The organism is Frigoribacterium sp. 2355, from assembly GCF_054060695.1.
The window spans coordinates 173,689-187,625 of record NZ_JBSSDL010000002.1 but is presented as its reverse complement, the minus strand read 5'-3'; the positions used below and the strand labels follow the sequence as shown (position 1 = coordinate 187,625).

General features: G+C 73.4%; 12 protein-coding genes. 6 read left to right on the top strand and 6 right to left on the bottom strand.

Annotated features, from left to right (window positions below; genetic code table 11):
• Nucleotides 1-184: 184 nt before the first annotated feature.
• Nucleotides 185-1,417: a DUF2254 domain-containing protein gene (locus tag ACVJ1F_RS03740; RefSeq protein WP_456884783.1), complete on the bottom strand. Its 1,233-nt coding sequence runs from the start codon at nucleotides 1,415-1,417 to the stop codon at nucleotides 185-187.
• A gap of 75 nt (nucleotides 1,418-1,492) precedes the next feature.
• The gene (locus ACVJ1F_RS03735; protein WP_456884781.1) at nucleotides 1,493-2,095 is read right to left on the bottom strand and encodes a TetR/AcrR family transcriptional regulator; all 603 of its coding nucleotides are present in this window, start codon (nucleotides 2,093-2,095) and stop codon (nucleotides 1,493-1,495) included.
• 62 nt (nucleotides 2,096-2,157) lie between these two features.
• Here ACVJ1F_RS03735 and ACVJ1F_RS03730 point away from each other — a divergent pair, with 62 nt between their 5' ends.
• Nucleotides 2,158-2,808, top strand: a complete 651-nt coding sequence (locus ACVJ1F_RS03730; RefSeq protein WP_456884779.1) for an NAD(P)-dependent oxidoreductase — start codon at nucleotides 2,158-2,160, stop codon at nucleotides 2,806-2,808.
• Nucleotides 2,809-2,832: 24 nt separating this feature from the next.
• On the opposite strand, the gene ACVJ1F_RS03725 is transcribed toward ACVJ1F_RS03730, so the two are convergent.
• The gene (locus ACVJ1F_RS03725) at nucleotides 2,833-3,429 is read right to left on the bottom strand and encodes a TetR/AcrR family transcriptional regulator (protein ID WP_456884778.1); all 597 of its coding nucleotides are present in this window, start codon (nucleotides 3,427-3,429) and stop codon (nucleotides 2,833-2,835) included.
• Nucleotides 3,430-3,480: 51 nt separating this feature from the next.
• Between ACVJ1F_RS03725 and ACVJ1F_RS03720 the strand changes: the two genes are divergently transcribed.
• The 4 genes from ACVJ1F_RS03720 to ACVJ1F_RS03705 all read left to right on the top strand — a co-directional run bounded on the left by ACVJ1F_RS03720 (nucleotide 3,481) and on the right by ACVJ1F_RS03705 (nucleotide 7,911).
• Nucleotides 3,481-3,951, top strand: coding sequence for a GNAT family N-acetyltransferase (locus ACVJ1F_RS03720; RefSeq protein WP_456884776.1), 471 nt, complete (start codon nucleotides 3,481-3,483; stop codon nucleotides 3,949-3,951).
• 253 nt (nucleotides 3,952-4,204) lie between these two features.
• The gene (locus tag ACVJ1F_RS03715) at nucleotides 4,205-5,215 is read left to right on the top strand and encodes a helix-turn-helix domain-containing protein (RefSeq protein ID WP_456884773.1); all 1,011 of its coding nucleotides are present in this window, start codon (nucleotides 4,205-4,207) and stop codon (nucleotides 5,213-5,215) included.
• Nucleotides 5,216-5,357: 142 nt separating this feature from the next.
• Entirely contained in the window at nucleotides 5,358-6,935 is a 1,578-nt protein-coding gene (locus ACVJ1F_RS03710; RefSeq protein WP_456884771.1) for an MFS transporter, read from the top strand.
• Entirely contained in the window at nucleotides 6,928-7,911 is a 984-nt protein-coding gene (locus ACVJ1F_RS03705) for an alpha/beta hydrolase (protein ID WP_456884769.1), read from the top strand. The genes ACVJ1F_RS03710 and ACVJ1F_RS03705 overlap by 8 nt, the downstream gene beginning before the upstream one ends.
• A gap of 60 nt (nucleotides 7,912-7,971) precedes the next feature.
• On the opposite strand, the gene ACVJ1F_RS03700 is transcribed toward ACVJ1F_RS03705, so the two are convergent.
• From ACVJ1F_RS03700 to ACVJ1F_RS03690, 3 genes are all read right to left on the bottom strand, one after another.
• Nucleotides 7,972-11,436, bottom strand: coding sequence for an SdrD B-like domain-containing protein (locus ACVJ1F_RS03700; RefSeq protein ID WP_456884767.1), 3,465 nt, complete (start codon nucleotides 11,434-11,436; stop codon nucleotides 7,972-7,974).
• A 130-nt stretch (nucleotides 11,437-11,566) separates the two neighbouring features.
• Nucleotides 11,567-12,949, bottom strand: a complete 1,383-nt coding sequence (locus ACVJ1F_RS03695) for an LCP family protein (protein WP_456884765.1) — start codon at nucleotides 12,947-12,949, stop codon at nucleotides 11,567-11,569.
• 112 nt (nucleotides 12,950-13,061) lie between these two features.
• On the bottom strand, nucleotides 13,062-13,397 hold the full coding sequence (locus ACVJ1F_RS03690) for a hypothetical protein (protein WP_123570612.1): 336 nt from the start codon (nucleotides 13,395-13,397) through the stop codon (nucleotides 13,062-13,064).
• 155 nt (nucleotides 13,398-13,552) lie between these two features.
• Here ACVJ1F_RS03690 and ACVJ1F_RS03685 point away from each other — a divergent pair, with 155 nt between their 5' ends.
• Nucleotides 13,553-13,837, top strand: a complete 285-nt coding sequence (locus tag ACVJ1F_RS03685; protein ID WP_043595140.1) for a hypothetical protein — start codon at nucleotides 13,553-13,555, stop codon at nucleotides 13,835-13,837.
• Nucleotides 13,838-13,937 lie beyond the last annotated feature (100 nt).

Sequence of the window (13,937 nt, the reverse complement as noted above, 5' to 3'; positions counted from 1 at the left end):
CTCCGGGCCCGGGATCAGGCGCTGCGGCACCAGCCCGGAGTTGCCGACACGAGTGCGCGACGACACGAGCGCATGGCGCATGGCGCACGAGCGCACGGCACGGTCCCGACGCGACGTGCACGTCCGCACTGCCGAGCCCCGCCCCCCTGCACGCAGGCGCGTGCGGTCGTCGGCGGCGGGAGCCTCAGCCGGCCAGGGCGTCCCGGAGGGCGGTCCCGTGATCGACCAGTCGACCGGCGCGGGCCGGCGGGGCCACCTCGTCCAGCCGCTCGACGAGGCGCAGCGCGGCCGCCAGCACGGCCGGTTGGTCGAGGGCGTAGGTGCGGACGGTGTGGAACAGCGAGTCGACGAGCGCCTCCACGGACGGCCACGTGACGAGGACGACGGGTGCACCCCGGTCGTCCAGCAGCGCCGTGACGGGCTCGCCCCGACGCCACAGCGGGACGAGCACTCCGGCCGACATGTCGAGCGCGCTCACCGCGGTGTACGGGTCGTTGCTCCCCGAGGCGAGACCGCGCACCGCGATCTCGACGAGTTGCTGCAGGGCGAACCCGACGTCCTGGTGAGGCGTCCGGGCGGGCCCCAGGGTGGTCGCCCGTCGCAGTTCACGGACCGTGTCGGACCCCGGGGAGGCGCTGGTCACCGCGAGCGGGTCCCCCACGATCACGTACCGGCCGGGCATCGCGACGACCTCCACGACGAGGCCTTCACGCACGGCGACGCGTCGGAGCGCCTCGAACGCGACGGTCTGCACGTAGCCGTCGGCGTCGGCACGGACGACGGCCGCGTCGGCCGGGAGCGGATCGTCCGCCGAGGACCGGACCCGCGCCTCCTGGCTGACGTCGTCGGCCGGGCTCGTGGGGTAGACGACGTCGGTCACGGCCCGGAGGTCGTCGAGCACGCGCGCCTGCAGCGAGGTGATCTGCACCGAACCGGCGATGTGGTGGATGAAGAAGACCAGCACCCCGACGTCGAACACGCTGAGCAGGACCGCGACGTGGACGGCGATCACCGGGACGAACGCGCTGGTGTCGTCGACCTCGGTGTGGACGGTGCGCATCACGACGATGCAGTAGAGGAAGGTCGAGGTGAAGGTCGCCAGCACGAACTGGTTGGCACGGTCGGCCATGAAGTTGCGGACGAGTCGCGGGCCGTAGGTCGACGACGTCGTGGCGAGCACCGAGATCGTGATCGAGAACGACGTCCCGGCCACGGTCAGCATCGACGTCCCGATGCCCGAGAGCAACGACCGTCCCCCGGAGGCGCTGAGGGCACCCAGCAGCGGCAGCCCCTCGGTCACCGTCGTCGGCAGGGACCGGTCGACCGTCACCAGCACCTCGGCGAGGACGACGGCGACGAGCCCGAACACGGCGGGCAGGAACCAGAACGACTCCCGCACGCGGGTCAACGACAGCATGCCGCCGAGCGTAGACGGTACCTCCCGCCGGGCACCGCCCGAGGAGGAGGACGCCGCCACCGACGCCCCCGCCGATCAGCGGGTCGTGACCACGCGCCGTCCGAGGTCGGAGTCGAGCATCGTGTCCATGGCCGTGCCCACCAGGCGGTCCCCGAGGGGGCGCTCGATGCGGCCGGAGGCGACCAGCGAGGCGATCCCCTGCATCGTCGCCGCGAAGAGCATCTTGAAGTGGTCGCGCGACTCGTCACCGGACGCCTCGGACTCCGTCGGCCCCAGGGCTCCGTCGAGGACGGCGAAGAGGGTGCCCGCCGCCTCGTGCACGGCCTCGGGCTTCGTCGTCACCTTGGTCTGGAACATGAGCTCCATCAGCGCGGCATCGTCGACGGCGAAGTCGACGTAGGCCCGGGCGACGCGATGGAGGCGTTCCGTCCGACCTCCCTCGCCGTCGAGCGCGCGTCGGACCGCGGTGGTGAGCCGCTCGAACCCGGCTCCGGCGAGCGCGTCGAGCAGCGCCTGCCGATCGACGAAGTGGCTCCGGGGGGCACCGTGACTGACCCCGGCCCGACGGGCGAGGTCGCGGAGCGAGAGGCCGTCGACGCCGGACTCGCGCACGACCTCGACCGCCTCGTCCAGCAGCACCGCGCGGAGGTTCCCGTGGTGGAAGGGCCGCTGCGTCATGCCTCGATCCTAATCCCCGGCTAGTCATTGACTAGATACTAGACACCGCCTAGATTGAGGCCATGACGACTCCACGCACCCTCCTCGTGCTCGGCGCCACGGGGCAGACCGGGCAGCACTTCACGCGACTGGCACTCGACGCCGGGCATCGACTCCGCGCTCTCGCGCGGACGCCCGGCAAGCTCGCGATCGAGCACGACGACCTCGAGGTGGTCCAGGGCTCCCTCGACGACGAACTCGACCTCGACGCCCTGCTCGGCGGCGTCGACGCCGTGGTGATGATGGTCGGGGACGCGGCCGCCCAGCGCGAGCGGCAGGTGAACGCGACCTTCGTCCGAGCGCTCGTCCCCGCCATGCGCCGCAGCGGCACGCGGCGACTCCTGTACCAGGCCGGGGGCCTGAGCGCGGCACCGGGCAAGCCCCTCGCACCGGTGCTGCGGATCGTCCGCAGCACGATCGCCCGCGCGTACATCGGCCAGCACGAGGACAACGAGGCGGTCATGCGCTACCTCGACCAGGACGCCCGTGACGTCGAGTGGATGGTCCACCGGGCCGGCATCGGCTCCGACGGCCCGTCCAAGGGCGAACTGCACCGCTCCTCCTCGTTCATCAGCATCGGCACCTTCGCCGACTGCGCCGCCTACGACCTGCGGCTGCTCTTCGACGATTCGGCCGTCCACACCTGCGACGGCAGCCGCTACCGGCGGGGCTGATCGACCACCGGCGCGGCTGATCGACTACCGCGGGGCGCTGGTCCGCAGGGCGGCGGCGAGGACGACCTCGAGAGCCTGCACCTGGCGCGCCGCGGTCCAGCGGCCGGGGTCGCCGGTCGCCAGGCTCGAGACCCCCTCCACCGCCGCGACGAGGGCCGCCGCCCGGGTGCCCGCCTCGTCGTGGCCCCCGGGATCACCGACCTCGAGCAGTCGCGTCAGACGGTCGGCGAAGGCGCGGCTGGCGAGGGCGTGCCGCTCGGCCAGGACGGGATCGTCGAGCGCCGCGGCCAGGAAGCCGACCCACACGCGGGCCTCGGCGAGACGCTCGTCGTCGGTCGGCAGGGTGCCCAGGACGACGGCGCGTACGGCGGCCACCGCGTCGCCGGCATCGCCCTCGAGCGCGTCCGAGCGCTCGCGGGTGCGCTCGTGGAGCACGTCCCGGGCGTGGAGCAGCAGGGCCTGCTTGTCCCGGAAGGTGTGCAGGACGAGGCCCGTGGTGCAGCCCGCCCGTTCGGCGACCGCGCGGAGGGTGAGCCCCGTCGGCCCGCGCTCGGCGAGGGTCGTGAACACGGCGTCCGAGAGACGCCTCCGGGTGTCGTCCACGTCACGCGTCCTGCTCATCCCGTGATCGTAACGCATGTTACCGTAACGGTTGTCACGAAAGGACGACCCATGCGCTGGACGATCACCCGGACCCCCTTCGACCACCCCGACGCCGACGGCCTCCGCCGCGCACAGCGGGTCGAACTCGACGCCCGGTACGGCAGCGACGACCACGAGCCGGGCACGCCACCGTCGGCGGCCGACGTCCCGGTGTTCCTCGTCGCCCGCGCGGACGACGACCGGCCGATCGCCTGCGGGGGCCTGCGCCCTCTCGCCGACACGGTGGTCGGCCCGGCCACGGTCGAGGTCAAACGCATGTACGTCTCGCCCGAGGCGCGGGGATCGGGGGTCGCGACCGCCGTCCTCCGAGCCCTCGAGGACGCCGCTCGCGACCTGGGCTCCCGCCGGATCGTGCTCGAGACGGGCATCCTCCAGCCGGACGCCATCCGCTTCTACGAACGAGAGGGCTACGAGAGCATCCCGCTCTTCGGCTCGTACGCCGGGTCGGCCGAGTCGGTCTGCTTCGCCCGCGACGTCTGAGCCGCGGCCGCGGCACCCCGTCGACACGCAGGCGCCCTGCCGACCCGCGGGCGCCCTCCCGACCCGCAGGCGGGGCATCCCCCTCGGGGCGGGGCACGTCTTCTGGGGTAGGGACAGCCGCCGGTGGATGCGGCATCGTGTCCGTCAGACCTCCCGTCGGCGATTCGTGACGAAACCTGCTCGACCCTCGTCCCCATTGCTGAGGCCATGTCCCACCAGCGTGCGACCCGGAGGGGAGGACCAGGAGATCACCGTGCCCAGCACCTACATGCCCGCGACCGGACCGGCGCCCGACGAGCGCGCACCGGACGAGCGCGCACCCGACGAATTCCGCCGGGACGCCTGGTCGAGCGACGACGTCGAGGAGGCGCGCGACAGTCTGCAGACGGTCCTCGCCGGCCGGGACTTCCGCGCCCGCGTCGACTCGGAGCCGTTCGCGTTCCGCTTCGCCTCCGCCGGCGACGCCCGTCTGGCCCTGCAGACCGGCACCTTCACCGGTCACCTGCAGGGCACGATCCCGTGGTCGCGGGACTACGTCGTGTCCTGGTTCCCACAGGGCTCCGTGACCATCGACCACCCCACCGGGCAACTCACCAGCGTGGGCACCCGGCCGTTCCTGACCCCGACCGAGACGTCGTTCTCGTTCGTCATGACGCCCCACCGGCACGGCATCGTCTACATCGACGGCGCCTTCTTCGAGGAGGTCGCCACCGAACGCCACGCCGGGCCGGCGCAACGGATCGTCTTCGACTACGCCGCCGTGCCGAGCGACGTCGCCCTCGCCGCCTGGCAGCGCACCCTCGGCGCCGCCACCCCGACGATCGTCGACCCGCGGACCCCTCCCCTCGCCCGCCACGGCGCCCAGACGGCGATCGTCAGGACGCTGCTGGACGTGTTCCCGTGGCGAGCGGTCGACGTCCCCGACACCCTGCGCACCGAGCGGACGAAACGCCTGCGACTCGCCGCCGAGTACGTCCACGCCTACGCCGATCAGGCGATCTCGTCGGCGGACATCGCCACGGCCGCCGGCATGCACACCCGGACCCTGCAGCAACTGATGAACGAGCACCTGGGCGCCAGTCCGTCGAAGTACCTCAGACACGTCCGCCTCGACCGGGTGCGCCAGGACCTCGTCGCGGGCGACCCGGGGACGACCCTCGTCTCGGAGGTCGCCGGCCGCTGGGGCTTCGGGAACATGGGCCGGTTCTCGGCCGCGTACCTGGCCCGCTTCGGCGAGCACCCGAAGGACACCCTCGCGCGCTGAGCGGTCGGAGGCGCGGGTTCCGTCATCGCCGGCGGTCCGTGTATCGTCTCCCTCACTGAGGTAAAAGGCGTCGCGATCCGCGACGCACCCGCACGCGGCATCGGACGATCCGCCACTTCTTCCCTCGAAGGAGTGCGCCCTCGTGTCGCCCAGCCCCCACCTCATCCGCCGCGCCGGCCTCCGCACCGGCGACGCGCCTCCTCGCCTCTCGGACGCCTGGATCGCCCTCGCCGGGTTGTCCGCGGTGTTCCTGTTCGAGATGCTCGACAACTCGGTGCTGAACGTCGCGCTGCCGACGATCGGCCGCGAGTTGGACGCCTCGACGACGGGCCTGCAGTGGGTGTCCGCCGCCTACTCGATCGCCTTCGGCGGGCTCATGCTGCTGTCCGGCGCCGTCGCCGACCGCGTCGGCCGCCGCCGCGTGATGATGACGGGACTCGTCCTGCTGGCCGCGGCGAGCCTCGCCACCGCGGCGGTCACGACGACCGGGGAACTCGTCGCCGTCCGCGTGCTCATGGGGGTCGCGGCCGCGATGACCACACCGGGGTCGATGGCGCTGGCGTTCCGCCTCTTCGACGACGAGGGCCTGCGCGTCCGCGCGCTGACCGTCATCTCGACCGCGGGGCTCGTCGGCCTCGCCGTCGGACCGACGGTCGGCGGGTTCGTGCTGGCCGTCGCCCCGTGGCAGGTGCTGCTGCTCGCCGACGCGCCGATCGCCGTCCTGGCCCTGGTCGGCATCGGGCTCGGTGTCGCCCGGGACGACCCCGCGGGGCTCCGACGCGACCCGGTCGACGTCGCCGGAGCGCTGCTCGGCACGGCGACCGTGTCCACCGCCCTCGTGACGCCGACCGTCCTCGTGGAGTCGGGTGGCACCTCCGGGTGGGGGTGGCTCGGCGTCGCCGTGACCGTCGTCGGCGCCGTCGGGTTCGTGGCCCGGGAGCGGTCCGCCCGGCACCCGGTGGTCGACCTCTCGCTGCTCGCCCGTCCGTTGGTGTCGAGCGGCCTCGCGTTCAAGGCGGCGTCGGGCCTCGCCGTCGCCGGGCTCTCGTACCTGGTGACGCTCCAGCTGCAGTTCGCCTGGGGCTGGCCGCCGGCCCTGGCCGCCGTGGGGACGCTTCCGCAGGTCGTCGTGCTGCTCGCCGGCGGTCGCCTCGTCGGGCCGTTCGTCCGGCGGGTCGGTCTGGCCCGGGCGGCGGGGATCAGCGCGGCGTCGGTCGTCGCGGGCCTCGCGGTCTTCGGCGCCCTGGGTCGCCACGCGTACGTGTGGGTGCTCGTCGCGCTCGTGCTGGTCGCGGCGGGGATGCGCGTGGTCGGGGTCGTCGCGGGCGCCTCGGTGCTCACCGGCCTGCCCGCCGACCGCACCTCGGTCGGTGCCGCCCTGGTCGACACGTCGAGCGAGCTCGCGAGCGGTGCCGCCGTCACCATGGCCGGGACGGTCGTCGCCGTGCTCGTCGGCGGCAGCATCACCACGACCACCTGGACGGCCGCACGTCTGGCCACGTTCCAGGACGCCCTGACGGTCGCGGGCCTCGGGCTCGCCGTCGTCGCCGCCGCGCTCGTCGTGGTCGGGACGACCCGTGCCCGGACCGCCGACGGCAGGGCCGACCGCGGCCGCACCGACCCCGGCCGCGGCGACCCCGGCCGCACCGAACCCGCCCCCGAACCGCTCTCGACCCCGACCCGTTCGACCGCCACCACCGAGGAGACCTCCCGTGCCTGACACCACCGCCCTGCCCCGTCCGCCGTTCGACCCCGAGTTCGCGCCCTTCCTGGAGGCGATGGACGCCCGCGGCCGCTTCCGCCTCGAGACCGGGATGCTGCCCCGGATGCGACAGCTCGAGACGACGGAGGCGCAGCTCGACGAAGGACTGCGCGCCCGCGGTCTCGAGAGGCGCAGCATCACCGCCCCCGGGCACCTCGGCGACCCGATCGACCTCGCGGTCGTCCAGCGGATCGGCCGCACCGGGCCGGCGGCCTGCGCCTACGCGATCCACGGGGGCGGCATGATGTTCGGCCACCACCTCGGCAACCTCGACTCGTACGACGACTGGCTGCTCGTGCACGACGTCGTCCTCGTCAGCCCGGACTACCGCCTCGCGCCCGAGCACCCCGACCCCTACCCGGTCGAGGACTGCTACGCCGGTCTCGTCTGGGTCGCCGAGCACGCCGACGAGCTCGGCGTCGACCCCGACCGCGTGGTCGTCGTCGGTCAGAGCGCCGGGGGCGGGCTCGCCGCGGGCACCGCGCTCCTGGCCCGTGATCGACGCGGCCCGGCCCTTCTCGGGCAGGTGCTCGTCAGCCCCATGCTCGACGACCGCGACGCGACCGTCTCCGCCCGGCAGTTCGACGGGGTGGGCGTCGCCGACCGGGAGATGACCCGGTTCGGCTGGGACGCCTACCTCGGCGACCGTCGTGGTGACGACGACGACGTGTCGATCTACGCCGCTCCCGGCCGCGCGACCGACCTCACGGACCTGCCACCGGCCTACGTCGACTGCGGCAGCGCGGAGGTGTTCCGCGACGAAGCCGTCGCCTACGCGGGGGCGCTCTGGGCGGCCGGGGTGCAGGCCGAGCTCCACGTGTGGCCGGGGGCCTTCCACGGCTCCGCGAGCATGCTGCCGCAGGCGACCCTGTCGCGCCGAGCCGTCGCGGCCCTGCGGGACTGGACCGGGCGCCTCCTCGGCCCTGCCGCCTGAACGAGGCCGAGATGGAGCCCGGTCACGATCAGGGGGCGCCGCGGCGGCGACGGGACACGCTCAGGAGTCCCGCCGCCGCGCGGCGAGGGCGAGGAGCGCACCGAGACCGAGGAGGCCGAGCGCCGCGATGCCGAGGACGGCCGGTTCGCTGCCCGTGAAGGCGAGCAGACGGTCACCCCGTGGCGTTCGGGGCCCGGTCGACGGGTCCGATGTCGTGCCCGCGGCACCGACGGCATCGACGGGTGCCCCCGGGTCGACGGGGGCGCCCGGGTCGACCGGGGCACCCGGGTCGTCCGGCACACCGGGATCGACCGGCTCCCCCGGGTCGACGGGCTCCCCCGGGTCGACGGCCGGCAGGAGGCCCGCATCGATGCCGAGGTCCCGGTCGACCCCGACGAGCTCGTCCCCCTCGAGGACGGTCGAGAGCGCCACCGTCGCGGTTCCGTCGAGCCCGGCGTCGGAGTCGACGGTGTCGTCGTCTCCCTGGTGGCGTGCGGTCCAGACCCGGTCGGGCAGCGAGGAGAAGGCGACGGTGTACGCCCCCGGGCGGAGCCCGTCGACGACGTACGTGCCCGCGAGGTCGGTCGTGGTGCGCCGCTCGACCCGACGGCCCCGGTCGTCGGTGCCGGTGAGGGTCACCGGGAGGAACGGGATGCCGGCCTCGGCAGGCCCCTGGAGCCCGTCGGCGTCCGCGTCGTCCCACACGCGGTCGCCGACGGCTCCGGCGACGACGGTGATGGCGGCCCGGTTCGAGAACGCGGCGAGCGCGAGGTTCGTCGCGCGCAGGCCGAACCGGTTGGTGACGACGTCCCCGTCACGTGCCTCCGTCGCCGCCGCGGTGAGGTCGTGCGTGACGACCTCGCCGACCTCGACGGCCGTGGTCCGCTGGATGCGGACGGCGGTGACGTCCTCGAGCGCCACCTGGTCGCCGCCCGTCCCGATGCGGGACGCGTCGAACCAGGCGGTGTCGCCCCCGGGGGCGTTGCTCGGGTCGTCGCCGTCCAAGGAGATGCCGCCCGGGGCGGCGGTCGTGTAGCGGACGCGTTCACCGGCGTCGGGGTCGACCTCGACCGGGGCGGCGAGGTCGACCTGCCCACCGCTGGCCCCGACGGTGGGCAGGACGTCGATCAGGTCGACGGCCGCGATGGGGACGGAGTCGGTGTTGCGGTACTCGAGCGTCCAGACGAGGTCGTCGCCGACGACGACGGTGGGCTCCTCCGCGGTCTTCTGGACGCCGATGCCGCTCGAGGACTCGACGCGGACGCCTCGGAGTGCCGTGCGGAGCCCTTCGGGCGACAGGTCGTCGTCGGCGGCGACGTGGGCGGTGTTGTTCACGGACCCCGGCGGGGCCGTCCCGGACACGTCGAGCCGGTACGTGAGGGGCGCGATCGGACGGTTGGGGACGACCTCCTCGAGGGTCCAGACGATCGTCTCGTGGAGCTCACCGTCGATCGTCGTGGTCTCGACGCTCGTCGGTTCGAGGGAGCTCGAGCCACGCTGGTACGTCGTGTGCGCGGGCAGGACGTCCGTCACGGTGAGGACCTGGGGGCGGCCCCCCTCCGTCGCGTTCGTCAGCGTCGGGTAGAGGGCGTAGTCCATGCTCGTGCCGGCGACGACGAACGCGGTCTCGTCGGGGGTGGTCTCGGCGGTGGTGCCGGGGTTGACGACCTTATTCACGACCCGGGCCCTGACCTGCGTGACGATGACGCTGTCGGCCAGCGGCCCGACACCGTTGGCCGCGGGCGCCGTGTCGTGGACCCAGGCGCTCGTGCCGTCGAAGAACGAGCCGAAGTCGTGGACGCGGGTGTCGTTCGGGGCGGCCTGCACCTCGAAGTAGCTGAAGAGGTTGCCGGCCCGCCCACCGGCGACCGTCCCGACGGCGCGGATCTTCCCGATCGCCTCGACACCGCCGGGGACGTCGTCGGGGCTGTCGTACCAGGGACCGTCGGAGTCGTCGCACGTGGCGTCCCGACCGACGGTGGGGTCGGAGAAGGAGAACGCCGCGTACTCGATGCGGACGCCCTCGTTCCAGCCGTTGGTGGTGGCGTGCTCGCCGAACAGCGTCGTCAGCTGCTGGAAGCGGTTGTCGTAGACGTCGCAGGCGATCGCCCCGACGTAGTCCGAGACGCCCCTGTTCGCGAGGGAGACCTGGGAACGGAGGCGCGTCCCGGGGGTGACGTAGGGGTCTCCCGACTTCGCGGAGCCGACGGCGGTGGAGCCGTCCGCCCGGGTCTGGCCGAGGTGCTTGAAGCCCCCTCCCGGGACGAAGAACGACAGGTTGCGGTCGACCGAGTTGTTCGCCAGCGGTTCGGTCGAGCCCGGGAAGTTGGACGCACCGCTGATGCCCGTGGTCTGCAGCGGGGTGAAGGTGTTGGTCGCGATGAGGGACTGGCCCGCGTCGAGGGCGGGAACCCAGATGCTGATGTACCCGCTGATCACGTAGGGCTTGACGCCCCCCTGGATCGGCTGGCCGGTGGCGCTCTGCGAGGGGATGCCCCTCGACGGCGTGATGTCGGTGTCGGTGCCCGTGATGGTCACCTCGACGGGCTGCCCCGGAGCGGACTGCGTGCACTCGAAGCGGCCGGAGTGCAGCACCGTCGTGGACCTCCCCCCGCTGCCGCCGGGGAGGACCGGGAAGGTGCGCCCGTCGTTGAGCCCGCAGGCGGCCCGCCCGTCGTGACCGAAGAGGACCGCGGGGGACGGGAGGTCGCCGAACATCCGGGAGACGTCGTCCCGGAAGGTGAAGGTGCCGCTCGAGCGTTCGTAGCCGAGGAGCCCCTGCCCGGGGACCACGGGCTCCCACGCGACGGTCACGGGGTACTGGAGGACCGTCCCCTCCGTCCCGTCGGGGCCGACGACACCGGGGTGGAAGGTGGAGTTCGCGACGGATTTCGCGAGGTCGAAGCGCGGTGCCGCGGAGACCGTCGTCGCCACGGATGTGACGGGCCCTGCCGGTTCGGCGACGCCGTCACCGGTCACGGTGCCCGTGATGGCGACCGTGCCGCCTCCGGCCCGGGAGTCGATGGTCAGGACGACCGGGGTGGCGAGGACCTGCCCCTCGCCGACGGTGCCGACGTTGCAGGTGAGCTCGGGGCCGACGATCGCGGAGCCGTCGACCTCGCAGGTGTTCGGCAGACCGGCCCACGTGGTGCCGTCGGGTGCGGTGACGGTGAACCGCTCGTTCGTCACCGAGCCGCCATTGGCGCTGACGGTGACGCGGTACGTGATGGCGTCGAAGGTGCGGACGATGCCGTTCGAGGCGCCGGCGTCGGCACCGGGGCCCTCGGCGGGCGTGAAGGGGCCGCTGCCGTCGGCGCGGCGCTCGATGTCGAGGTCGACGGTCGCGGTCGAGGCGGCGGCAGCCGGGGCCGACGTCGGAGCAGCCGGCTCCGTGGCGGTGGGCGTCGCCGCGGCCGGTGCCGCGGCAGCCGGTGTCGCCGCGGCCGGTGTCGCCGCGAAGGCCGCGGTGACCATGGCCAGGGCCACCGTCGCACCGACCCCTCGGATCGATGTGATCGTCTTCATCGTGTGGCCCCTTCGTCGATCGTCGACACGCCACCCGGAAGGTGACATGTCCGAGTTCACATGTCGGTTGCCATGTTAGGGCGCGTCGAAGGCAGGGGGAACCCCCGGAAGAAGGTGACTCGACCCCTCGTCAGTCGCGCTTGGCGCAGGTGACCTGGTCGGCGGACTGGCCCGAGACGTTCCCGGGCAGGGCCGCCGAGGTCGGTGCGGGTGTCGGCGCCGGGGTCGCTCCGGCGCCCGGGACGACGTCGACCGCCCCGTCGGTCGCCTCGCCCGACGCCTCGCCCCCGGCACCCGTGGACGGAGACGCCGACACACCCGGCGTGGCCGGGTCGAGCACCGCCGACCGTCCGAGGCTGTCCGCCGAGAGGGTCAGCGGCAGGTTGCGCTGCAGGGCGTCGTCCAGCACCGCGGCCGCCGACTCGTCGACCAGCACGCGATTGCGGTCGGCGGGATCGTCCACCGCCGGGTACTGCACGAAGACCATGTTCGACAGCCCGACCGTGTTCACGGCGAGGGCGAGCTTGGCGAGGGTCGACGCGTCGGCCAGCGTGTCGCTCAGCGTCATGTTCGCGAAAGCCACCCTCGCGATCGCCAACACCTTGGTCGGGTCGGTCAGCGTCCCCGCCGACACCGTCTGCCGGGCGAGCGCCGAGAGGAACGTCTGTTGGTTGCTGATCCGCCCGAGGTCGCTCGAGTCGCCGACCCCGTAGCGCGAGCGGAGGAAGGCTCCGGCCTCGGCCCCCGACAACGTCCGCGTGCCGGCCGGGAGGTCGAGTGCGGGCTGGACCTCGGTGTCGCGGATCGGCGTCGCCAGGCACACCTCGACGCCGCCGATGGCGTCGGCCATCGACACGACCCCCTCGAACGTGATCGATCCCGCGTAGTCGATCTGCAGTCCGGTCAGCTGTCCGATCGTCTGGGCCACGCACGACAGTCCGTTCTTCGGCCCGCCACGTCCCAGCGCGGTGTTCAGCATCGCGCCCGAGGTCGCCGGGCTCACCGTGCCGTCGTCGTTCGGGCAGGCCGGCATCGGCACGATGAGGTCGCGCGGGAAGCTCACGACCGCCATGTTCGTGTGGTCCTCGGAGATGTGCACGAGCACCGTGGAGTCGTTCTTGCCCGCCCCCGAGCTGGCCTGCTGGTTGGCGGCGTCGTCAAACCCGGTGCCCAGCCCCTCGCGGGTGTCGGTGCCGATCAGCAGCAGGTTCACCTCACCGGTCTGCGCCGTCAGCTGCGGCACCGGCGAGGCGGACGACCCGTCGGGTCCGGCGAGCTGCACCGTGGGCCTCGCGCCCTGCAGCACCTGCCACGTGGCGATGGCCGCGATCGAGGTCGTGCTGACGAGGACCACGGCCAGCGCGGCCGCCGTCACCTTCGCCGCGAACGCCACGGGGTGCCCACGGCGGAGGCGACCGTGGCGGGCGATCCCGCCCTGCCGCACCGCGCCTCCTCGATCGGCGGGGTCGTCGTGGCCGTCGAGGGCCCGCTCGGTGCGTCCGTCGTCGGTCATGCGCGCCCCCTCGGCGAGAGAGGGCTCGGGAGACCCTCGTCGGGACGAAGCATAGGAGGCGCGGGCCGGGAAAGCCCGGAGGTCGCCCCGTCGTCGTCCCCGGCCGTCGCGGTCAGGCGGTCTCGCCGAGCGTGGCCGGCGCGACGGCGGGGAGGACGTCCTCGGTCCAGTCGACCCTCAGGGAGCCGGACCCCGACCCCGACCAGCCACGCAACTCGGCGCCGACCGTGTCGCGGAACGTGGCCGCCTCGTCCTGGTCGCCCACGACGACGTCGAGCCGCAGCCGCGCCAACTGCTCGGTGACGCGGACCGGCAGGCCCCAGGCCTGCAGCACGAGCACCTCGGACGCGGCGCTCAACGCCGGGAAGTGCCGCCGGAGCTTCTGCTCGACGACGTGCAGCACGGCCACCTCGTCGGTGGGGCGGATCACTCCGGTCAGCGAGATCATGCCTGATGGTCCGCCCGGGAGGTTACGGCAGTGTGGCCGCCCGCTGTGAAAGCACCCGGGCCTCGCTTCCTCCCCCGCGGCGGCTTGTCCCCCGGCCGGTCCCCCGCGGCCACGACCGTGTTGGCAGATCGGCCCCGGGTGGGCATGATCGTCACATGGCGAAAAAGCTCAAGACGGCCCACCGCGACCTCGTCGAGGCGCTCGACCACCACCGCAAGGTCATGCAAGAGAAACCGCTGTCGAGCAAGCGTGCCGGTCGGGCGACCGCCAAGCTGCGACTCGCCGTCTCGGCCTACTCGGCGGTCGTCGCCGACAAGACGGGCCAGCCCGACCCGTTCGTCGACTACGACGCCCTCGACCCGGCCACCGTCGCGTCCCTCGCCGCCGAACGCGACGCCATCGCCCACAAGAAGTCGTCCGACCAGGGCACGCTCGACTGACCCGGCCGCGCCGCGCCTCCTCGGGTGGCGTCGCACCGCCGACTGGACGTCGCACCGCCCACTTCGACGGTGCGATGCTCAGTCGGCGGTGCGATCCCGG